Source organism: Amycolatopsis bullii, assembly GCF_014654205.1.
GTDB lineage: Bacteria > Actinomycetota > Actinomycetes > Mycobacteriales > Pseudonocardiaceae > Amycolatopsis > Amycolatopsis plumensis.
Genome location: NZ_BNAW01000001.1, coordinates 288,508 through 308,779, shown reverse-complemented (window position 1 = coordinate 308,779; position 20,272 = coordinate 288,508). Strand labels below are relative to the sequence as shown.

At 73.0% G+C, this 20,272-nt stretch carries 23 protein-coding genes; 11 read left to right on the top strand and 12 right to left on the bottom strand.

Translation table 11 applies throughout. The features are described 5' to 3' along the window. Nucleotides 1-40 precede the first annotated feature (40 nt). Both IE317_RS01390 and IE317_RS01385 read left to right on the top strand, forming a co-directional pair. On the top strand, nt 41-265 hold the full coding sequence (locus tag IE317_RS01390) for a hypothetical protein (RefSeq protein WP_191306170.1): 225 nt from the start codon (nt 41-43) through the stop codon (nt 263-265). Next, complete coding sequence (locus IE317_RS01385) at nt 252-551, top strand: hypothetical protein (RefSeq protein WP_191306169.1); 300 nt, start codon at nt 252-254, stop codon at nt 549-551. Before IE317_RS01390 ends, IE317_RS01385 begins: the two co-directional genes overlap by 14 nt. On the opposite strand, the gene IE317_RS01380 is transcribed toward IE317_RS01385, so the two are convergent. Beyond that, on the bottom strand, nt 448-1,683 hold the full coding sequence (locus IE317_RS01380) for an MFS transporter (RefSeq protein WP_191306168.1): 1,236 nt from the start codon (nt 1,681-1,683) through the stop codon (nt 448-450). The genes IE317_RS01385 and IE317_RS01380 overlap by 104 nt on opposite strands. Before the next feature lie 37 nt (nt 1,684-1,720). Here IE317_RS01380 and IE317_RS01375 point away from each other — a divergent pair, with 37 nt between their 5' ends. After that, nucleotides 1,721-2,188 (top strand): winged helix-turn-helix transcriptional regulator, encoded by a 468-nt coding sequence (locus IE317_RS01375; protein ID WP_191306167.1) that lies wholly within the window; start codon nt 1,721-1,723, stop codon nt 2,186-2,188. Nucleotides 2,189-2,438: 250 nt separating this feature from the next. Here IE317_RS01375 and IE317_RS01370 read toward each other — a convergent pair whose 3' ends face one another. Further along, complete coding sequence (locus tag IE317_RS01370) at nt 2,439-3,518, bottom strand: GDSL-type esterase/lipase family protein (protein ID WP_191306166.1); 1,080 nt, start codon at nt 3,516-3,518, stop codon at nt 2,439-2,441. Nucleotides 3,519-3,561: 43 nt separating this feature from the next. Next, nucleotides 3,562-4,194 (bottom strand): TetR/AcrR family transcriptional regulator, encoded by a 633-nt coding sequence (locus tag IE317_RS01365; RefSeq protein ID WP_191306165.1) that lies wholly within the window; start codon nt 4,192-4,194, stop codon nt 3,562-3,564. A 62-nt stretch (nt 4,195-4,256) separates the two neighbouring features. Between IE317_RS01365 and IE317_RS01360 the strand changes: the two genes are divergently transcribed. Continuing rightward, nucleotides 4,257-4,886 (top strand): FMN-dependent NADH-azoreductase, encoded by a 630-nt coding sequence (locus tag IE317_RS01360; protein ID WP_191306164.1) that lies wholly within the window; start codon nt 4,257-4,259, stop codon nt 4,884-4,886. Between the two features lie 10 nt (nt 4,887-4,896). Then, on the top strand, nt 4,897-5,232 hold the full coding sequence (locus IE317_RS01355) for a rhodanese-like domain-containing protein (protein WP_191306163.1): 336 nt from the start codon (nt 4,897-4,899) through the stop codon (nt 5,230-5,232). On the opposite strand, the gene IE317_RS01350 is transcribed toward IE317_RS01355, so the two are convergent. Then, on the bottom strand, nt 5,220-6,122 hold the full coding sequence (locus IE317_RS01350) for a LysR family transcriptional regulator (protein WP_191306162.1): 903 nt from the start codon (nt 6,120-6,122) through the stop codon (nt 5,220-5,222). The two genes, IE317_RS01355 and IE317_RS01350, sit on opposite strands and share 13 nt — an antisense overlap. A 97-nt stretch (nt 6,123-6,219) precedes the next feature. On the opposite strand from IE317_RS01350, the gene IE317_RS01345 reads away from it, so the two are divergent. Continuing rightward, nucleotides 6,220-7,059 (top strand): oxidoreductase, encoded by an 840-nt coding sequence (locus IE317_RS01345; protein WP_191306161.1) that lies wholly within the window; start codon nt 6,220-6,222, stop codon nt 7,057-7,059. Here the strand turns inward: IE317_RS01345 and IE317_RS01340 are convergent. Beyond that, complete coding sequence (locus IE317_RS01340) at nt 7,056-7,409, bottom strand: VOC family protein (RefSeq protein ID WP_191306160.1); 354 nt, start codon at nt 7,407-7,409, stop codon at nt 7,056-7,058. The genes IE317_RS01345 and IE317_RS01340 overlap by 4 nt on opposite strands. Nucleotides 7,410-7,556: 147 nt before the next feature. Here IE317_RS01340 and IE317_RS01335 point away from each other — a divergent pair, with 147 nt between their 5' ends. Further along, nucleotides 7,557-8,741, top strand: a complete 1,185-nt coding sequence (locus tag IE317_RS01335) for an FAD-dependent monooxygenase (protein ID WP_191306159.1) — start codon at nt 7,557-7,559, stop codon at nt 8,739-8,741. A gap of 34 nt (nt 8,742-8,775) precedes the next feature. Here IE317_RS01335 and IE317_RS01330 read toward each other — a convergent pair whose 3' ends face one another. From IE317_RS01330 to IE317_RS01320, 3 genes are read right to left on the bottom strand one after another with little or no spacing between them, the layout of a single operon-like run. Continuing rightward, nucleotides 8,776-9,444 (bottom strand): ABC transporter ATP-binding protein, encoded by a 669-nt coding sequence (locus IE317_RS01330; RefSeq protein WP_191306158.1) that lies wholly within the window; start codon nt 9,442-9,444, stop codon nt 8,776-8,778. Beyond that, entirely contained in the window at nt 9,441-10,133 is a 693-nt protein-coding gene (locus tag IE317_RS01325; protein WP_191306157.1) for an ABC transporter ATP-binding protein, read from the bottom strand. The genes IE317_RS01330 and IE317_RS01325 overlap by 4 nt, the downstream gene beginning before the upstream one ends. Beyond that, a complete protein-coding gene (locus IE317_RS01320; RefSeq protein WP_191306156.1) occupies nt 10,126-12,708 on the bottom strand; it encodes an FtsX-like permease family protein in 2,583 nt (860 codons plus the stop codon). Before IE317_RS01320 ends, IE317_RS01325 begins: the two co-directional genes overlap by 8 nt. 285 nt (nt 12,709-12,993) lie before the next feature. Here IE317_RS01320 and IE317_RS01315 point away from each other — a divergent pair, with 285 nt between their 5' ends. The 4 genes from IE317_RS01315 to IE317_RS01300 all read left to right on the top strand — a co-directional run bounded on the left by IE317_RS01315 (nt 12,994) and on the right by IE317_RS01300 (nt 16,426). Next, nucleotides 12,994-14,709 carry a glycosyl hydrolase family 18 protein gene (locus tag IE317_RS01315; protein WP_191306155.1) on the top strand — a complete coding sequence of 572 codons (1,716 nt, stop codon included), beginning with the start codon at nt 12,994-12,996 and terminating at the stop codon, nt 14,707-14,709. 102 nt (nt 14,710-14,811) lie between these two features. Further along, complete coding sequence (locus IE317_RS01310) at nt 14,812-15,345, top strand: carboxymuconolactone decarboxylase family protein (protein ID WP_191306154.1); 534 nt, start codon at nt 14,812-14,814, stop codon at nt 15,343-15,345. 55 nt (nt 15,346-15,400) lie between these two features. Next, complete coding sequence (locus tag IE317_RS01305; protein WP_191306153.1) at nt 15,401-16,126, top strand: hypothetical protein; 726 nt, start codon at nt 15,401-15,403, stop codon at nt 16,124-16,126. 144 nt (nt 16,127-16,270) lie between these two features. Beyond that, nucleotides 16,271-16,426, top strand: coding sequence for a hypothetical protein (locus IE317_RS01300; protein WP_191306152.1), 156 nt, complete (start codon nt 16,271-16,273; stop codon nt 16,424-16,426). Nucleotides 16,427-16,454: 28 nt separating this feature from the next. Here IE317_RS01300 and IE317_RS01295 read toward each other — a convergent pair whose 3' ends face one another. The 4 genes from IE317_RS01295 to IE317_RS01280 are packed head-to-tail and all read right to left on the bottom strand — an operon-like array spanning nt 16,455 to nt 20,210. Next, complete coding sequence (locus IE317_RS01295) at nt 16,455-17,390, bottom strand: quinone oxidoreductase family protein (protein WP_229902401.1); 936 nt, start codon at nt 17,388-17,390, stop codon at nt 16,455-16,457. 3 nt (nt 17,391-17,393) lie between these two features. Next, on the bottom strand, nt 17,394-18,254 hold the full coding sequence (locus tag IE317_RS01290) for a dioxygenase family protein (protein WP_191306151.1): 861 nt from the start codon (nt 18,252-18,254) through the stop codon (nt 17,394-17,396). An 11-nt stretch (nt 18,255-18,265) separates the two neighbouring features. Further along, nucleotides 18,266-19,060: a citryl-CoA lyase gene (locus IE317_RS01285; RefSeq protein ID WP_191306150.1), complete on the bottom strand. Its 795-nt coding sequence runs from the start codon at nt 19,058-19,060 to the stop codon at nt 18,266-18,268. Beyond that, nucleotides 19,053-20,210: a CaiB/BaiF CoA transferase family protein gene (locus IE317_RS01280; protein WP_191306149.1), complete on the bottom strand. Its 1,158-nt coding sequence runs from the start codon at nt 20,208-20,210 to the stop codon at nt 19,053-19,055. Before IE317_RS01280 ends, IE317_RS01285 begins: the two co-directional genes overlap by 8 nt. Between the last annotated feature and the right edge of the window lie 62 nt (nt 20,211-20,272).

Genomic DNA, 20,272 nt, shown 5'->3' with positions numbered 1-20,272 from the left:
TGCCCCGTCCGGCGGCCGGGGCGCTGGTACGGTAAAAGGTATGGCAACACGTAAGGTCACCCTTTCGCTGGACAGCGGCGCGCTGGAATTCGCCGAACGAGCCGCGAAAGCCCACGGAATCTCGGTCTCGTCCTGGCTGTCGAAGGCGGCCAGGCGCGAGGCGGTGCGCACGGGTTACACCCCGCAGAAGCCGGAACCGGCCGCCGCGGAATCGGACGAGGCCGAGCTGAGCGCGGCGGAGAAGGATCTGCGTGCGCAGGGGTGAAGTCTGGACGTACCACCCCCCGACCGACCCGGCCCGGCAGCGCACGGTGGTGTTGCTGTCCTCGGACGGGGTGAACGAGTCCGAGCGCCCGTGGCTGCTCGGCACCGAACTCCTCGACCGCGACCCGATGGACATCCTCGGCGTGGCCGTCGACGCCCGCTACTGGGTGTCGACGCTCAACCTCACCCGGCTCTACCGCCCGTGGTTCGACGAACGCGTCGCCGAGATCGACCAGGACGTCCAGGAGCGCATCGACATCGCGTTGCGGGCCGCGCTCGACCTGTGAGAGCGGCCGCCAGGGCGCACAAGGCGAACCCCGCGCCGAGCACGCTGGAGCCCGCCCAGCCGGCGACGGCGAACGCGGCCGTCGTCGCGGTGGCGCCCAGGGCCGAGCCGAGCGAGTAGAAGAGCATGTAGCCGCCGATGGCGCTGCTGGTGGTGTCCGGGTGCGCGGTGGTCAGCAGGTGCTGGTTGCTCACGTGCACGGCCTGCACGGCGAAGTCGAGCACGACCACGCCGCCGATCACCGGCCACAGTGACCACGACACCGGCCCGATCGCCGCCCACGAGACGGCGAGCAGGGCGAGGGCGCCGACGGTGACCGGGCGTGCGAAGCCCGCGTCGGCCCAGCGGCCCGCCCGGGCGGCACCCAGCGCCCCGACCAGGCCGGCCAATCCGAACAGGCCGATCTGCGCCGGGCTCAGCCGCCACGGTGCGGCCGCGAGCGGCAGCGCGAGCCCGCTCCACAGCGTGCCGAACGAGGCGAACAGGAAGAACGCGATCAAGCCGCGTGAGACGAAGAGCCGTTCGCGGAACAGTTTTCCCAGCGACGTCAGCACTTCCCGGTACGTGGAAGGTCCGGTGCGCGGGTCGGGCGGCAGCGTCTTGAGCACCACCGCCGCCAATGTCACCAGGAGCACGGCGAGCACGACGTACACGCTGCGCCAGCCCCACGCCGTGGCCAGTGCTCCGGCCGCGACGCGGGCGCCGAGGATGCCGAGGACGACTCCGGACGTCACCGCGCCGAGGGTGCGGCCGCGTTCGGCGGGCGTGGCGCTCGCCGCGGCGTAGGCGACCGTCGTCTGGACGACGACCGCGAACAGGCCGGCGAGCGCGAGTCCGGCCAGCAGCACCCAGAGCCGGGTCGCGGCCGCCGCGACCACCGCGCCCGCCGCCGTCAGGACGAGGTGAGCCGCGATGAGCTTGCGCCGGTCCCGCAGGTCGCCGAGGGGAACGAGCAGCGACAGCCCGGCCAGGTAGCCGAGCTGTCCGGCGGCGACGATCCAGCCGAGGCCGGCCGCCGGTACGGCCAGGTCCGCGCCCATCCCGGCGAGTGCGGGCTGAGCTGCGTAAATGCTCGCGACCGCGACCGCGCACACCGCCGCCAGCACCGTGTTCCGGCCCATTCCAGCCCCCATCAGTAGCAGTTTGCAACTGATCTGACCGTACGGCAGAATGGTTTCGAACAGCAACTCTTCCGGAGGTGTGGTGGCCGAGGACTGGACCGACCCGAGCTGTCCCGTGGCGCGCACGCTCGACCTCGTCGGCGACCGCTGGAGCCTGCTCGTCGTGCGCGACGCCATGGACGGCGCCCGGTCGTTCACCGACTTCCAGCAGCGCACCGGCATCGCCCGCAACATCCTCACCGACCGGCTCCGCCGCCTGGTCGACCGCGGCGTCCTCGACCGGCGGACCGCGCCAACGGGCCGTCGGCAGGTCTACGTGCTGACCCCGGCCGGGCGCGACCTCTTCACGGTCGTCGTGGCCCTGCGGCAGTGGGGCGAACGGCACGCGTTCGCCCCCGGCGAGGAGCACTCGGTCCTCATCGACGGCCGCGGCCTCCCGCTGCCCCGGCTGATCCCGCTCGGCTCGGACGGCACCCCCGCCGACGTGGAAACGACCACGGTCCGCAAAACCGGCTGACGTACCCGGAGGGTCGGATCGCGTACCCGGGCAGTCGGTTTGCGTACCCGGGCGGTCGGTTTGCGTACCTGGAGGGTCGGATGGCGAGCCGACCCTCCAGGGGTACGCAGGCCGACTCTCTGGGTACGCAGGCCGACTCTCTGGGTACGCAGGCCGACTCTCTGGGTACGCAGGCCGACTCTCTGGGTACGCAGGCCGACCCTCTGGGTACGCAGGCCGACTTTCCGGGTACGTGGGCCGACCCTTTGGGTCAGCGGGCCACGACCTCCGGGACCGCGTGGAGTTTGCCGTCCGCGCCGGCGAGGCAGGAGGCGTTGCCGTCCTTGGCCGCGATGAATTCCGTCAGGCAGTTCGCGATCGCCGCGTGGCCGGCGGCGTTGGGGTGGAACGACTCCTGGAGGGCGTGGCCGGCGCGCTCGGCCTGGGCGAGGTCGGACAGCTGCAGCGTCAGCCGGGTGAACCACTCCGTCGCCGGGTTGGCTCCGCCGCTGCAGGCCTCGTGCTTGACGCCCGCCTTGGCCAGGTCCAGGAACCGGGCCCCGGTCTGCTGGGCGGCCGCCTTCAGGCCCGAGGACAGCACGCCGATGCCGGTCTGGGCGATCCAGCGCAGGTCTTCGGAGCGGAACGGGCAGCCGTTGAGGCTGCGCAGGTTCTCCGGCAGATCCGGGCCGATCGGGGCCGCGTAGGACTGCAGGATCAGCTGGTAGTCCGCCGGGACGTACCCCGCTCGCGCGAGCACCGCCTTCACGTCCGAGACCGCCTTCGCGACCTTCGGCACCATGGCGTCCACTTTGGACTGCCAGGTCTGCTTCAGCGCGTCGCTGCACGCCGGGCCGCCGGGGTCGAACCACGCCTTGAAGCACTCGTTGACCTGGTTGGAGAACTTCGGCTCGTCGTTCGCGCCGACCGCGATCACCACCGCGGCCACCCGGTGGTCCTTCACCAGCGCGGCCAGCTGCTGCGCCTGCGACGCCTCGGTCCACTGCTTGACGTCACCGAGCGCGACCTGCTCGGCGGGTGCGCCGGAACAGCCGAGGTTGACGTGCGCGGTGATGCCCGGAGCGGCGATCTTCCCGACGAAGGCGTTGGGGGAGCGGTGGCACCAGTTGCCGCCCTGGCCGTTGGTGGCGGCGGTGTACTGGCCGGCGCCTTCACCGGAAACCGTGCTGTCCCCCATCGCGACGACGGTGAGCGGGCCGGTGCCCGGCGGGCCCTGCCGTGGCTGCGGCTGCCCGGGTTGGCTTTCGGAGCCGAAGAAGACGAACAAGCCGGCCAGCAAGGCCGCGCACGCGAGGACGAGGGCTCCCCAGTACCACCGAAGACGTCGCATCGCCCCCGATTCTACGGACCGGCCCGGCGGCGGACACGGTGCGTCACGGCAGCCAGCTCCGCACCAGCCGGACGAGCGACTCCGCCAGGGTCGCCGAGCCGATCTCCCGGTCCCGCCGCCAGTGCCGTACCTGTTCGGCGGAGAGGGCCGCGAGCAGGACGTCCGCGGCGATCTCGGCGCCCTGCGCGCCGCCGGCTTCGAGCAGGTGCCGGCAGTGCTGCCGCCACAGGGTGTGGGCGCCGGTGCGGAACCGGGCCCCGGTCGTGGCGGTTTCGGACAGCAGGACGAGGTCCAGCTGCCGGTCGAGGAGGTCGAGGTAGGCCTCGATGAACGCGCCGAGCCGGTCCGCGGTGCCGGCGCCGGGGCCCAGGGGCGGCGGCCCGCTGAGGATCCGCTCCTGCAGTTCGCGTTCGCGCTGGTCGAGCAGGGCCATGGCGAGGCCGCCCTTGTCGCCGAAGCGGCGGTAGAGCGTGCCCTTGCCGACGCCGGCGGCGCCCGCGACGTCGTCCATGGTGACCGCGTCGACACCGCGTTCGGCGAAGAGCGTCTCGGCGGCTTCCAGGACGCGGATCCGGTTGCGGGCGGCGTCGGCCCGTTCGCGGACGGGGGCGCCGAGCACCGGCAGCCCGGCGGGCGTTGACGAAGCGGACTGCGGTCCGCTACGGTTCGAGGACATAAGCGGACTCTAGTCCGATTCCCTCTCCGGCGAAAGCCGGCACCCGATCGAGGAGCATCGCCATGCCCGATCTGCTGCACATTTCCGCCTCCCCACGAGGCGAAGCGTCCCAATCGCTGCGTCTGGCAGCTACTTTCCTGGACACCTACCGCAGCCTCCACCCGGACGCCGAGATCGACGAATGGGACCTCTGGGACGGCTCCCTGCCCGCGTTCGGCCCGGCCGCGGCCCGCGCCAAGATGACCGTCTTCGGCGGCGGCACCCCGCAGGGCGAGGAAGCCGAAGCGTGGGCGGCGGCGCAGGCGGCGTTCGCCCGGTTCGACGCCGCCGACCGGATCCTGGTCAGCGTGCCGATGTGGAACTCCGGCGTGCCCTACGTCCTCAAGCAGTTCGTCGACGTCGTGTCCCAGCCCGGCTGGATCTTCGGCGTCGACCCGGTCACCGGCTACCGCCACCTGCTCGAAGGCCGCGGCAAGCGCGCCGCGGTCATCTACACCAGCGCGGTGTGGGCGCCCGGGCTCGGCCCGGAGTTCGGCGCGGACTTCCAGGCCCCGTTCTTCACCGGCTGGCTCAACTGGACCGGCATCGACGACGTCACCGAGATCCGCTTCCACCCCACCCTCACCGGCGACGTCGAAGAACTCGGCCGGATCGCCCACGAAGCCGCTCGCGACACCGCCAAGACCTTCTGAAAGGCCCGCCATGACCGAGACCATCGACCGTGCCACGCTCCGCGCCGGGCTCGCCGCCGGCACTCTCGTCCTCGTCGACGCGCTCCCCGCGTCCTCCTACGAGACCCGGCACCTGCCCGGAGCGATCAACCTCGTCGCCGACGACGTCGCCGCCAAGGCACCGCGGCTCCTGCCGGACAAGGCCGCCGCGATCGTCACCTACTGCTCCAACCCCGCCTGCGCCAACAGCGGCCAGGTCGCCGCGCAGCTGGAACGGCTGGGCTACACCGACGTCCGCAAGTACGCCGCGGGCATCGAAGACTGGGTGAGCGCCGGCCTGCCCACCGAAAGCGGTCAGCCCGCCTGAGTCAGGTCCGTCGCCGCCGCCAGGGCGACCGCCACCTCGGCGATCGCCCGCACCGTCGGGGTGTCGTTGCCGGGCACCCACACCAGTTCCGTGCGGGCGACATCGCCGTCCAGGGGCACGAACGCCACCCCGGACCGGCGCAGGCTGTGGGACGAGCGGGCCAGCCGGGTGACGCCGACGCCCGCCGCGACCAGACCGAGCAGGCCCTGCACGGTCGCGGCCCGCTGGACCACCCGCGGGGTGAAGCCGGCGGCGGCGAAGTCGTCGTCGTAGCTTCGGTGCCACGGCTCCCAGCTCGCGCGCGGGGTGAGCACCCACGGCTCGTCCGCGAGGTCGGCCAGCTTCAGCGACGCCCGCCCGGCCAGCGGGTGCTCGGCCGGCAGCACCGCGCACACCTCTTCGGTCAGCAAAGTGCGCGACTGCAGATCCCCGACCAGAGGCGGCCGGGTGAACGCCAGGTCGAACCGGCCCTCGCGCAGGCCCTCGACGAGCTCGGCGATCGGCGCCTCGGCCGTCGTCACCGCCAGCCCGGGCAGCCGCTCCCGGACCGCGCGGACCACCGGCGGCAGCAGGTAGTTCGCCGTCGTGGCGAGGAAGACGAGCCGGACGTCGCCGATCTCGCCGCGGACCGCCCGCCCGAGCGTCGCGACGGCTTCGTCGGCGCGCGCCAGCACCGCGCGGGCCTCCGGCAGGAAGAGCCGGCCGACGGCGGTGAGCCGCGTCCCGCGCGCGTCGCGGTCGAACAGCCGCACGCCGAGGGCGCGTTCGAGCACGGTGATCTGCTGGGACAGCGACTGCTGCGCCAGGTGCAGCGCGGCGGCCGCGCGGGTGAAGCTGGTCGCCTCGGCGACGGCCACGAAGTACCGGAGCTGGCGCAACTCAGGGGTCACAGGCTTTGACTGTAGCCGCGGCAGGACATCGGTGTTGGCGGCCCGGCCGTGATCGTCCCCAGGATGGAAGGGAGGAAAGCACTGGGAGGACACGAGAATGACGAACACCGACGGCCGCGTCTGGCTGATCACCGGCTGCTCCGCGGGCTTCGGCCGCGAGATCGCGCTGGCCGCGCTGGCCGAGGGCGACCGCGTGCTGGCCACCGCCCGCCGGCCGGAAGCCCTCGCCGAGCTCCGGGAGCGCGGCGGCGACCGGCTCCGGACCGCGGCACTGGACGTCACCGACACCGGGCAGATCGACGCGGCGGTCAAAACCGCGCTCGAAACGTTCGGCCGGATCGACGTCGTGGTCAACAACGCCGGCAGCGGGTCGGTCGGCGCGGTCGAAGAACTCACCATGGACGAGCTGCGCGCGCTGATGGAGGTCATGTTCTTCGGCGCGGTCGCGGTCACCAAGGCGGTGCTGCCGCACCTGCGCGCGCAGGGCAGCGGCACGGTCGTGCAGCTCAGCTCCATGGGCGGGCAGCTGGCCCCGCCGGGTTTCGCCGCCTACTGCGCGGCGAAATTCGCCCTGGAAGGCATCTCGGAAGCACTGGCCGCCGAGGTGGCGCCGTTCGGGGTCAAGGTGCTGATCGTCGAGCCGGGCGCGTTCCGCACCGAGTTCGGCGGCGGCCGCATGCACCGCTCCCGCACGATCGACGCCTACGCGGTGTCGACCGGCGGAACCCGCGAAGCGGTCGAGAACATGGACGGCACCCAGCCCGGCGACCCGGCGAAGGCCGCCGCGGCGATCGTCCGGGCGGTGGGCAGCGACGACGCCCCGCTGCGCCTCGCGCTGGGCGCGGACGCCGTCGAAGCGATCCGCGCCCACCACGAGGCCGTCGCGGCGGACCTGGCCGCCTGGGAGGAGGTCAGCCGGGCCACCGCGCTCGACTAGGACTGCGGGTCCTGCAGCACGCCAAGGACGTTGCCGTCGGGGTCGGTGAAGGTCGCCACCAGGCGCCCGTTGCCGACGTCCTTCGGCTCGTCCTTGACCTTCCCGCCCGCCGCGGTCACCTCGGCGAGCTTCGCCTCGATGTCGCCGACGTGCCAGTAGGTCACCGGCCCGGTCATGCCCTGCTGCGCGCCGTTCGGCACCAGCCCGATGTGCTGTCCCTCGGCGTCGTAGCCGACGTAGTAGGGCGCGTCGGCCTGCGGCTCGATACCCAGCAGCGCGGTGTAGACGGCCTTGGCGGCGGCCAGGTCGGTGACGGGGTGCAGGACGGTCTTGATCCCCTGGGTGCTCATCTTCGGTTCTCCTGAAGTCGTCGTCTGCGGTACGTCGCTGACGCTATTCGCGGTCCGCTGACCAGCGCTTCTCGATTCCTGATCGGTTGGCGCGGCCCGCGCCGCTACACTCCGGACCGTCATCCGGACGGCGATGGGGGGACCGCGATGAGCGGGCGCAGGGTGTTGGTGGCCGGGGCGAGCATCGCGGGGCCCGCGCTGGCGCATTGGCTGCGGCGGCGGGGCGCCGAGGTGACCGTCGTGGAACGAGCGCCGGGACTGCGGCCCGGCGGGCAGGCGGTGGACGCGCGCGGGGTGGCCAAGGAAGTCATCCGGCTGATGGGGCTGGACGCGGCGGTGCGCGCGGCCCGCACCGAGACCGCCGGCGCGCACCACGTGGACGCCGACGGGAACGTGCTGGAAACCTTCAGCGCGGAGGACGACGGCGGTGACGGTTACATCGCCGACATCGAGATCCTGCGCGGAGACCTGTCCCAGGTGCTCTACGACGACACCCGGGACGGCGTGGAGTACCTGTTCGGCGACCGGATCGCCGAGCTGGCCCAGGACGCCGACGGCGTCGACGTCACCTTCGCGAGCGGCAGCCGCCGGCGCTTCGACCTGGTGATCGGGGCCGACGGGCTGCACTCGGCCCTGCGCGCGATGGTCTTCGGGCCGCGCGAGCGGTTCGTCCGCCACCTCGGGATGGTGCTGGCCTTCTACAGCGTGCCCAACGAGTTCGGCATCGACCGCTGGCTGCTCGACTACCAGCACGAAGGCCGCTCCGCCGGCCTGCGGCCGCTCAAGGACGACACCCGGGCGATGGCGATGCTGTCCTTCCCGGCCGACGGCTTCGACGTCGACCACCGCGACATCGAAGCGCAGAAGAACCTGCTGCGCGAGCGGATGGCCGGTCTGGGCTGGCGGACCGCGGAGATCCTCGCGCACCTGGACGACACCCCGGACTTCTACCTCGACCAGGTCGCCCAGGTGGTCATGGACCGCTGGTCGCACGGCCGGGTGGGGCTGATCGGCGACGCGGCGTTCTGCTCGTCACCGATGTCCGGCGGCGGCACCGGGCTGGCCCTGGTCGGTGCCTACCTGCTGGCGGGCGAGCTGGCCGCCGCCGGGTGGGACCCGGAGGCCGGGTTCGCCGCGTACGAGACGCTGATGCGCCCGTACGTCGAGGCCAACCAGGAGATCGGCCGGCTGCACGTCCAGAGCCGCGACGGCGCCGAGCTCGACATGGAGGCGGTCATGCCGCTGGTCGAGCGCGCGATCAACGGCGTCGAGCTGCCGGACTACGCGGGGGTGCCGGATTCGGGGAGTTCGGTCGGTTCGGCGGCGCGGTAAAGAGGCGGCCGGGCGCTGCCGGACCCGGCCCTCGTCAGTCCAGCAGCGCGGTGAGCACCCCGTCGAGCAGGCGGACGCGGCGGTCGGCGATGCGGTGGACGTCGTCGTCGTGCGTCGCGACGATCACCGCCGCGCCCTCCTCGGCGCACCGGCGCAGCAGCCGGAGCACCCGGGGCGTCGAGCCGGCGTCCAGGTGCGCGGTCGGCTCGTCGGTGAGCAGGACCCGCGGCCGTCCGGCGACCGCGCGGGCCAAGGCCACCCGCTGCTGCTGCCCGAACGACACCTCCAGGGGGTAGCGGTCGCCGAGGTCGCCGATGCCCAGCTCGTCCAGCAGTCCACCCACCCGCTCGGCGATCGCCGCGGGCGACGGGCGGGGCACGTCCGAGCGCAGCCGCAGCGGCAAGGCCACGTTCTCGGCGATCGTCAGCTCGTTGGCCAGCCCGAGCGCCTGCGGCAGCACCGCGCACGTGTGCCACGGCGGCGCGCCGCTGATCGGGACGCCGTCGAGCAGCACGCATCCCGAATCGGGGGAGTCGAACCCGCACAGCAGCGCCAGCAGCGCGCTCTTGCCCGACCCGGACCGGCCCGACACCGTCACCAGCTCCCCGGCGCCGACGCGCAGTTCCAGCCCGCGCAGCACCTCGATGTCGCCGCTGGGGTGGGTGAAACTGCGGCGCAGCCCGACCGCTTCCACGACTGTCATGCCGGCAGCTCCCGTTCTTCGATGCCCTCGAGCGCGCCCTTGTGCAGCCGGGCGACCCGGGCGCCGAGGTCGATCAGGCGTTCGTCGTGCGAGGCGACCAGGACCGCGAAGTCCTGGTCAACCAGGTACTGCAGGGTTTCCAGCACCAGATCGGCCGACGCCTCGTCCAGCTGCGACGTCGGCTCGTCGGCGAGGATCACCGTCGAGCGCGCGGCGAGCACGCACCCGAACGCCAGCCGCTGCTGCTGCCCGCCCGAGAGCGCCGGAATCTTCCAGCCGCCGGTGCCGTGCAGGCCCAGTTGCCCGAGGATGTCCTCGGCGTTGCACTCGGTGCCGGCGGCCTCGGCCGCGGCGTGCAGGTTCTCCGCGACCGTCAGGTAGCCCAGCAGGTTGTCGCCCGGGTTCTGGAACACCAGGCCGAGGTGGTGCCGCCGCAGCGCCCGCCGCTCGCGGTGCTTGAGCTTGCGGACGTCGGCGCCCTGGAACGTCAGCGTGCCCCGCGCCGGTTGCTCGAACAGCCCCAGCACCCGCAGCAGCGTCGACTTCCCCGACCCGGACGGGCCGGCGAGCACGGTCATCCCGCGCGCGGGCACGTCGAGGCTGACGTCGTCGACACCGGTGACGACCCCGGCCGGCGTCGGGTAGTCGACGCCGATGCCACGCAGGGAAAAGATGGGTTTCTCAGGCACGGATCAGCTCCGCGGTCCGGGCGGTGCGCACCGAGCGCACCGCGATCCAGCCGGCCAGCGCGACCACCGCCGCGCCGATCGCGACGACGGTCAGCACGAACGGCAGCGGATCCGGCAGCTCCGACCGCGGCGCGAGGAACGTCGCCGGGTCGAACCGCGGCACCGACAGGCCGGCCACCGAAACCCCGCACACCACCCCGACCACGATCGCCAGCCCGCTGAGCGCACCCAGCTCCATCAGGTGACTGGCCAGCAGCGTCCGCGGCCGCATGCCCATCCGCAGCACGAGCGCCCCGGCCAGCGCGTTCTGCCGCCGCCGGACCTCGACCGCCACCAGCAGGGCCAGCACCGCCACCACGCCGAGCACCGCGCCCAGCAGCGCCACGAACGAAAACGTCCACGACACCACGAAGAACGGCAGACCGTCCAAAGCGGACTCCCGGCTGATCCGGTTCGGGATGAACACCCCCGCCGCCCGCAGCGCCGTGGTCGCCTCCGCCATCGGCGCGGTGGTCAGCACGCTCCACTTCGAAATGCCGTCCAGCTGGGCGTGGCTGAGCACCGTGCGCGAGACGACGTAGCCGGGGGAGGTGCCGATCATCGGGAACACCGGCAGGTCACCGGCGACGACCGCGTCGGGCAGGTCGTCGGGCAGCTTGGTGTTCTGCTTGGCCGTGTGCCCGACCCGGATCACCGGCGTCCCGCGCGGGTCCGGCCGCGAGATCCGCTCCAGCAGCCCGGCCAGGTCGTCACCGGGGACGCGGTCCACCGCGGCGCCGCGGGTGAACGTCGCCGGGTCGACCACCAGCACCACGCTGCCGGTGCCGGTCAGCTCACCGACCACCGTGCTGGTGCCGGCCAGCGCCGCGGGCATCGCCACCTGGCCCATGCCGATCGGGCTGTCGGTGTCGAGGCGGGCGTTGCTGCCGACGAAGATCGCCGACTTGGTGTCCAGGGCCTCTTCCTGGCCGTTGGCGATGCCGATGCCGGTGGCCAGCGTGCCGATGGCGAGGGTGCCGATGACGAGCACCCCGGTCACCGGGGCTCGGGCGCCGGCCAGCCGCCGGATCGCCAGCTGCAGCGCCGGGCGCGACCAGAACCGGGCCCGGTGCGAGGCGTGCAGCGCCAGCCACGCCAGCCGCGCGGTCAGCAGCCCCACCGTCAGCACCACGAACACCGGGTAGGTCAGCGCCAGCGGATCCACCTGCGGCAGGGGATTGCCCAGCCGCGACGTCGTGCCGTAGTGCGCCAGGCGCGTCCAGCCCAGCCACGCCATCCCCGCCGTCGCCAGCTCCCACGGGAAGTACGCCAGCACCCGCACCCGGTTGCCGCCGCGGCGCACCCGGCCCAGCTCGAACTCCCGGTGCACCCGCACCGCCACGACCAGCGCCAGCAGCACCACCGACACGGCCAGGGTCCCCGCCGCGACCCCGGCGGCGCGCAGCTCGGCCGACGGATCGGGGGCACCGGGTGGGCCGTACACGCCGAGCAGCAGCCGCGCCGCGAGCGCACCCACCGCGCCGCCGAGCAGGATCGGCAGCCCCAGCTCGGCGACGGCCAGGCCGCCGAGCGCCGCCGGGCCGCTGCCGCGCGCGGAGAGCAGCCGCAGCTGCGCGTGCCGCCGCTGGTACCACTGCAGCGCCACCGTGCCGAGGCCGGCGCAGCCGACCAGGACGCTGATCAGTGCGAGCGGCAGGATCGAGACGAACACGTTGTCCTGCGCCTGGCGGGAGATCTGCACCGACCGCCCGAAGTCCGGGACGTCGGCGGCGATCAGCGAGCCGAGGCCCTGGGCGGTCAGGTCGGCGCGGACGTCGGCGACGAGGTCCTTCGAGCGCTGCAGCAGGTCTTCGGCCGCGCTCAGCGTCGCCGGCGCCGGCTCGTAGAAGGAGACGTGGAAGTACTGCATCGTCGGCAGGCCGATCGCCTTGATCGTGTCGTCGAAGGTCTTGCCGTCGGTGGCGAAGACGATCGAGTCGATCGGGTCGTCGACCAGGCGGTCGATGACGGCGCCGGACTGCTGGGAGCACCACCACCGCGGCGGCGGGTCGAGCAGGTCGCGGTAGATGCCGGTGACCGGCGGCAGCGGCACGCCCTGCAGGCTCGGCTTCGTGCCGACGCCGATGTGCTCGGCGTCGGCCACCACGTTGCCCAGCCACAGCCCCGGCGCGCGCGTGCCCTGCTGCAGCGTCAGGTTGTCCAGGCCTGCCTGGTCGCGGTAGCCGAGGCGGATCTTGTAGTGCGGGTCGCCGTTGAACTCGGTTCCCCGCAGCACGTTCGTGAACTGGCCGACGACGGGGGCGCCGAACCCGTGCGCGGCGGCGTGGCGCCGGATCGCGCCGGTCACCGCCGGGATGTCCCGCACCGGCATGTTGCCCTTGCCGAACATCGGGCCGTAGCTGTCCGGGCAGGTGATGCCCGTCTGGTATCGCACCGCCGCGCCGCCGGCCGCGGAGGCCTGCAGCACCGCGGCCGTGCCGAGGAAGCACGCCAGCAGGGAGGTCACGGCCGCCACGATCAGCGTCAGCGGGCTGGAGAGGGCGGCCCTCGGGGCCGCCCGCCACGGCTTGGTCACTCTGCGTCGTCCATTCTTCCCCCACATCACCCGCATGGCCGAGGACGCTACCGGCCGCACCCCGGAGTTGGAACGTTTTTGTTCCGATCGTTGCTCACCAAGTGTGTTCATGCCCGGTGGTGTCGACCGAGCAACCACTGCGGCCATCCGGCCGGTTTAGTGGTCTAGACCTTGACGAGCCAATTGGTCTGATCCAATCCTGGGGTGGTCCCGCCGTGCCACGCCGCCGCACGGCTCCCCGCCGGCTCAGGAGCGCAGATGCGTCGACGCAGACCTTTCTCCCGATTGTCCGTTTCCCTGGCCCTGGCGGCGTTCTCGGCCGGTTCCCTGGTCGCCGCCGCCGGGACCGCCCACGCCGCCACGCCGCTGCCCGCCCACGTCTTCGCGCCGTACTTCGAAGCCTGGACCGGCGAGAGCCCGGCCGCGCTGGCACAGCAGTCCGGCGCCAAGCACCTCACGATGGCGTTCCTGCAGGCCGCCACCAAGGGCTCCTGCACGGTGTACTGGAACGGCGACACCGGCATGCCGGTCTCCGCCGGCGTCTTCGGGACCGACATCGCCACCATCCGCTCCCGCGGCGGCGACGTCATCCCGTCCTTCGGCGGGTACACCGCCGACAACACCGGCACCGAAATCGCCGACAGCTGCACCACTGTGGACTCCATCGCCGCCGCCTACGAGTCGGTGATCACCACCTACGACGTCCCCCGGCTGGACATGGACATCGAGGACAACTCGCTGACCAACACCGCCGGGATCGACCGCCGCAACAAGGCCCTCAAGAAGGTCCAGGACTGGGCCGCGGCCTCCGGGCGCTCGCTGCAGATCTCCTACACCCTGCCGACGACCACCCGCGGCCTGGCCGACAGCGGCCTGGCCGTGCTGCGCAACGCCGTCGCCAACGGCACCCGCGTCGACGTCGTCAACCTGATGACCTTCGACTACTACGACAACGCCGCCCACCAGATGGCCACCGACACCCAGACCGCCGCGACCGGCCTGGTCTCCCAGCTGGGCGCGCTCTACCCGGGCAAGACGCAGGCCCAGCTGTGGGCGATGGTCGGCGTCACCGAGATGATCGGCGTCGACGACTTCGGCCCGGCCGAAACGTTCACCACCGCCGACGCCACCACCGTCTACAACTGGGCGGTGGCCAAGGGCATCAACACGCTGTCGTTCTGGGCTCTGCAACGCGACAACGGCAGCTGCCCCGGCGGCGCCGCGGCCGACAACTGCTCCGGCATCGCGCAGGACACGTGGTTCTTCAGCCACGCTTTCGAGCCCTTCACCGGCGGCACCTCCGTGCCCGGCAACGACTTCTCCCTCGCCGCCAGTCCCGCCTCGGCCGCGGTGGATCCGGGCGGCTCGGCGTCGGCGACCGTGAGCACGGCCGTGACGTCCGGCTCCGCCCAGCAGGTCGCGCTGTCGGTCACCGGCGCGCCCGCCGGCGTCACCGCCACGGTCAGCCCCGGCACGGTGACCGCGGGCGGCAGCGCGACGCTGTCGGTGGCCACCACCGCGGCCGCCGTGCCCGGCGTCTACCCGCTCACGGTGACCGGCACCGGCGCCTCCGGCAGCCGCAGCGCCACCTTCACCCTCACCGTCAAGGGCACCCCGCCCGCCGGCGGCGTGGTCAACGGCGGCTTCGAAACCGGTGCGCTGAGCCCGTGGACCGCACCCGGCGACGCGGTCGTCGCCTCGCCGGCGCACTCGGGCACCCACGCGCTGCAGGTGACGCCCTCGGCGTCGGCCACCGGCGAAGCGGCGCAAAACGTCACGCTGGCCCCGAACCACTCCTACACGCTCACCGCGTGGGTGCAGGGCAGCTACGCCTACGTCGGCGTCCGCGGCGGGGCCACGGCGAGTGCGTGGACCTCCGGCAGCGGCTGGACGAAGCTGTCGGTGCCCTTCACCACCGGCGCGTCCGGTGCGGTGACGGTGTACGTCCACGGCTGGTACGGCCAAAGTGCCGTCTACGCGGACGACTTCGCCATCGGCTAGCGCTTTCGGCGGCGGCCCGGTTCGGCAACACGGAGGTTGGCCGGGCCGCCGCGTGGCGAAAGACTGCGCGGGACCATCTTTCGCCCGCGCCAGGAGGAACCGATGCCGCACATCCCGCTCGACCCGCAGCTGCCCGGTATCCGGTCGCTGTTCGCGTTCCGGCCCGAGACCGCCGTCCCGCTCAACGACCTGGCGCAGACGCTGCTGCGTGGCCCGGGCAGTCTCACCGTGGGCGAGCGTGAACTGATCGCGGCGGTGGTCTCGAACGGCAACGAGTGCCGCTTCTGCCACGGCAGCCACGCCGCCGTGGCGGCCGAAACCCTCGACGGCGGCCGCGCGGTGGTCGACGCGGCCTGCACCGGAATCGACGACGCCCCGGTGGGGGAGAAGCTGAAGGCGCTGCTGCGGATCGCTCTCGCCACGCGCGAGACCGGCCGGGCGGTGACGCCCGAGCTGATCGAGGCGGCCCGCGCGGAAGGCGCGACCGACGTCGAACTGCACGACACGGTCCTGATCGCCGCGGCCTTCTGCATGTTCAACCGCTACGTCGACGGCCTCGCCACGGTGGCCCCGGACGACCCGGCGGTCTACGACCGGATCGGCAAGGTGCTGGCCGCCGAGGGATACGGCCGCTAGAGCGGTCGTATCCCTCGGATAGGCTCCCGCCTCGAGCATTGAGGGGGGAGCTTCGATGTCGCGATTCGTCAAGCCCGCGTTGTGGACGTTCGGGGCGCTCGCCGCCGGTGGCCTCGCGTTCTGGCTGCTGCTGGCGTTGGACATCCCGTACCGGAGCACCGCCACGCCGGTCACCACTCCGGTCCCGTCGACGGCCCCACCGCCGGAGCAGCGCGCGTGGGTCCTCGACGTCCGGGCGGGTCCCGACGACCGCAGCGCGGTGCTGCACGTCAACCTGCCCCCCTGCGCCGAAGCACCGCACGCCCGGGTCACCGAGGCCGGTGACCGCGTCGAGGCCGAGGTCCTCTTCCGGCCGCGAAAGGGCGTGCGCTGCACGCCGGGGCCGGCCGACTTCCCGATCACGACGGCGGCGCCGATCGGGAACCGGCCGGTGATCGTCAACGGCGGTGACGCCTGGCCGGTGGCCGCCGGCCCGAAGCAGTGCTATCCCGGCCTCGGCTGCGATCCGCCCGCCGACCACTGCGACCCGGCGTGGATCGCGCAGAGGAACGGCGGCGCCGACGCGGAGTACTCCGGCACCACGCGCTCGTGCGACCAGGACTGGCTGATCCAGGACCGGCAACGGCACGGCGGCCAGGCCGCGACCCGGGTCGTCTACCGCTGGGCGAGCTACGGCTGGGCGAGCTTCGCCGAGGCGAAGGGCGGCGGCTGCGCCGAACTCCTGGCCGCCGACCCGAAGTTCCCCACCGCGCTGTGCCAGAACCTCGCCCCGCCGTCGTGACGGTGATCGCTCCCCGCACCCGGACCGGCACCGTGCGCGGCCGATCCGCGCGAACCCCGCCGTCGCGGCGGTGGATTCCGGAAAGCGGAAGCGGTTTGGAAGCCGGATCGAGCACAATGCGGGGGAACGCGAAGGAGCTCACCGATGAAACGTGCTGTAGCTGCCGCTCTGCTCACCGCGGCCGCGCTCGCCGTGCTCGCCCCCGCGGCGTCCGCGACGAGCGACCCCAACCCGGTCGGCGGGGTGGGAAGCGGTCCCTACATCGGCGACGTGCCGAAACCCGGCCCTGGGGGCCGGTGACCACAGCGGTCACCGCCGGGCGCCCGATTCAGGGCACCAGCACGACGCGGCCCGGGCGGCTCCACGCCCGGGCCGCGTCGTGCAGCGGAACACGCTCGTGGTCGACCGTGAGCGCACCCGTCATCGCCTGCCCCACCACCGTCCGCAGCGCTTCCCGGCGCTCGTCGGCGGAAAGCTCATTGTTCGTGTAGCCGAGGATGCGCAGCGACCGGCTGCGCAGGACGGCCGAGGGAACCGGGCACACCTCGCCGGCCGCGCTGCCCAGGTTGACCAGCCGCCCGCCGGGACGCAGCGTGCGCAGCGCCGCCGCGGCCGGAAGCCCGCACACCGGGTCGAGCACCAGGTCGACCGGGCCGGCCACCGCCTCGAGCCGCTGCGCCAGGTGTTCGACGTCTTCGCCGTCCTCGAGCCCGACCGTGGCGTCCGCGCCGAGCCGGCGCGCCCGCTCCAGCGCGGTCTCCGACCGCGCGCACGCCACCACCCGCCCGGCCCCGGCCACCCGCGCCAGCTGGACGGCCGACTGCCCGACCACCCCGCCCGCGCCGAGCACCAGCACGGTCTCACCCGCGGCGAGTTGCCCCGTGCCCGTCAAGCACATCCACGCCGCGACCGCCGACAACCCGAGCGCCGCGACGAGGGCGTGATCGGCCCCCTCCGGCAGGACGACCACATCGGCCGACGCGGCCACCGCGCACTCGGCCATGCTGCCGTCCCCCGGACGCATGCCCGCCGCCGTGGCGAACCAGACCGGCGTCCCGGCCAGCAGCCCGACGCCCTGCACTCCCGGCACGTAAGGCGTGGCGGGCACGCCGAAGTAGGACGTGCCGGACGCGCAGAGCCGGTCGAGCGGGGTGATCGGCGCCGCCGTCACGCGGACGGCGACCTGCCCGGCCCCCGGCTCGGGCTCGGCCCGGACGGCCACCACCGGCGGCTGTCCGGCCGTCCGGATCTCGGCCGCGCGCACCGGTCAGACCGGCTGCAGGACGAAGTCGTAGCGCGCCTCGAGCCACGGGTGCGCCGATTCGCCGCCGTCCGGCGTCGGCCCGGGATCGCGCGGCTCGAACGCGACCACGAGTTCCTGCTTGGTGCCGAAGACGACGTCGCTGTCCAGGTACTGCGCGCCCTCCTGGAACAGGTGCGTGATCAGCGGCTCGTACCCGGCGGCGTTGATCAGGAAGTGCACGTGGGCGGGACGGAAGTGGCTGATGTCGGTGCCGCGGATCAGCGCGCCGACGGGGCCGTCCATCGGGATCGAGTACCCCTTCGGCGCGATGGTCCGCACGCAGTAGGTCCCGTCGGCGCGGCTGGTGTACTTCGCGCGCAGGCGGGCCTCGTCGACGTCCGGGATCTGCGACTCGTACGCGCCTTCCTCGTCGGCCTGCCAGACGTCGAGGACCGCGCCGACGACCGGGAAGCCGTCGAGGCCGCGGACCGTGCCGGTGATGTAGAGCGGCGTGCCGGGCAGGCCGTCGGACATGTCGCCGCCGAACTCCTTCTCCGGCGAACCCTCGATGTGGAAGGGACCGAGCACGGTGGCCGGGGTCGCCTTGGCGTCGAAGACGTGGTTCATCTGCACGACCAGCATGCTCAGGCCGAGCACGTCGGAGGCGAGGATGAACTCTTCGCGCTTCTCGTCGCTGATCTGCCCGGTCTCGGTCAGCCACCGCATCGCGGCCATCCACTCGGGCTCGCTCAGCCGCACCTCGCGGGCGAAGGCGTGCAGGTGGCGCACGAGCGCCGCCATCACCTCGGCCGTCCGCGGATCGTGCGCGCTCGCCCAGCGCCGCGCGGCGAGTTCGGTGATGTTGTCCTCGGTGACCAGCTGCATCGGCGTTCCTCTCACGCGTGCGGATCCGGCGGGACCGACCGGTTGTTCAAGTCGACGGACAGGAAGATGTCGTTGGCGACGGGGTGGCGCAGCTCCTCGGCGAGCTGGCCGATCAGCCCGGCCGTCCGGGCCAGCAGCGCGAAGCCGCGCAGCAGTTCCAGCGGCAGCCCGAGGTCGGCGAGCGCGGCGCCGCAGACGCCGGCCCCGTTGAGGGGCAGCGTCTTGCCCAGCACCCGCGGGTGCACCCGGCCGATCGCGGCGAACAGCTCCAGGTGCGGGCCGCGCAAGCCCTCCTCGTCGGCGATGGCGAACAGCCGCGGGGTGCGCGGGTCGCCGTCCTTGTGCACGTGGTGCCCGAGGCCGGGAAGGAACCGCTTCTGCGCACGGCACTCTTCGACGGTTTCGAGCGCGAGGGCGTCCCAGCCGCCGTCGTCGTCCGGAAGGGTGTCCACTTCGGACAGGACGGCGTGCAGGAACCGGCCGCAGTCCTCGGTGACGCCGAGGAAGCGCGAGCCGCCGCCCAGCAGGCCGGCCGCCAGAGCGCCCTGGACGGAATCCGGCGCGGACAGGTACGTCAGCCGCGTGACGATCGCGGTCGGGGTGAAGCCGTGGTCGGCCAGCGCGGCCAGCACCGCCTCGAAGACCCTCGTTTCCCCTGGGGACGGACGTCGCTGTGTGGCCAGCCAGAAGGCCAGCTCGCCGAACCCGACCGTGCCCATCACGTCCTCGGCCAGGTCCTGCCCGAGCAGGGTGATCCTGTCCCGGGTGGACGCCCCGAGGGCGGTTTCGTAGACCGGGTCAGCCATCGGCGGCCTCCGTCAGCCACGCCCGCAGTTCGGCGCCGTGTTCGTCGAGCTCCGGTGGCGGCAGCCGGTACCCGGCCGGCGTCGCGGAGAACCGGATGGGGTGACGGGTGGTCGGGACCGCGCGGTCGCCCTCGCCGACTTCGACGATCGGGTCCAGCCCGAAGCGTTCGGCCATGGCGAACCCGCCGTCGATCGTGTTGATCGGTCCACACGGGACACCGACCTTCGTCAGCGCGTCGAACCAGTCCACCGCACCGCGTTTCGCCAGTCGCTCGACGAGGATCGGCCGGAGCTCCTCGCGGTTCTTCGTGCGGTCGGCGTTGCGGGCGAACCGCGGGTCGTCCGGGACGCCGGGCAGGTCGAGGACCTCGCACAGCCGGCGGAACTGCCCGTCGTTGGCCGCGGCGACGATCAGGTCGTGGTCGGCGGTCGGCAGCGGTTCGTAGGGGAACACGCTGGGGTGGGCGTTGCCCATCCGGTACGGCACCACGCCGCCGGCGGCGAAGGCCGAGCTGTGGTTGACCAGCCCGGTCAGCGCCGAGGACAGCAGGTTGACCTCGACGTGCTGGCCCTCACCGGTCGCGTCGCGGTGGCGCAGCGCGGCCAGGATGCCGATCACCGCGTGGTTGCCCGCCATGACGTCGAACACCGAGATCCCGGCCCGGTACGGCGGGCCGTCCGGATCGCCGGTCAGGCTCATCAGGCCCGAGATCGCCTGCACCATCAGGTCGTAGCCGGGCACGTGCGCGCCTTCGCCCGCCCCGAACCCGCTGATCGAGGCGTAGACGCTGCCCGGGTTGGCCGCGCTCACCGCCGCGTAGTCCAGGCCGTACTTGGCCAGGCCGCCGGGCTTGAAGTTCTCGATCAGCACGTCCGCCCGCGCCGCCAGCTCGCGGGCGACGACGGCGTCGGCCTCGTCGCGCAGGTCCAGCGCGATGGACCGCTTCCCGCGGTTGACGCCGAGGTAGTAGGTCGAGACGTCCCCGCGCACCGGCGGCATCCACGTGCGCGTCTCATCGCCCTGCGGGCCCTCGACCTTGACGACGTCCGCGCCCAGGTCGGCCAGCAGCATCGTGGCGTACGGGCCGGCCAGCACCCGCGAGAAGTCCGCGACCAGCAGCCCGGACAGCGGGCCGGTGGGGGAATCCAAGGCAGCTCCTCGCCTTCTGTCCGTCAGACGGACTCGTGTCCGCCAGTCTGCGACAGGGTGCC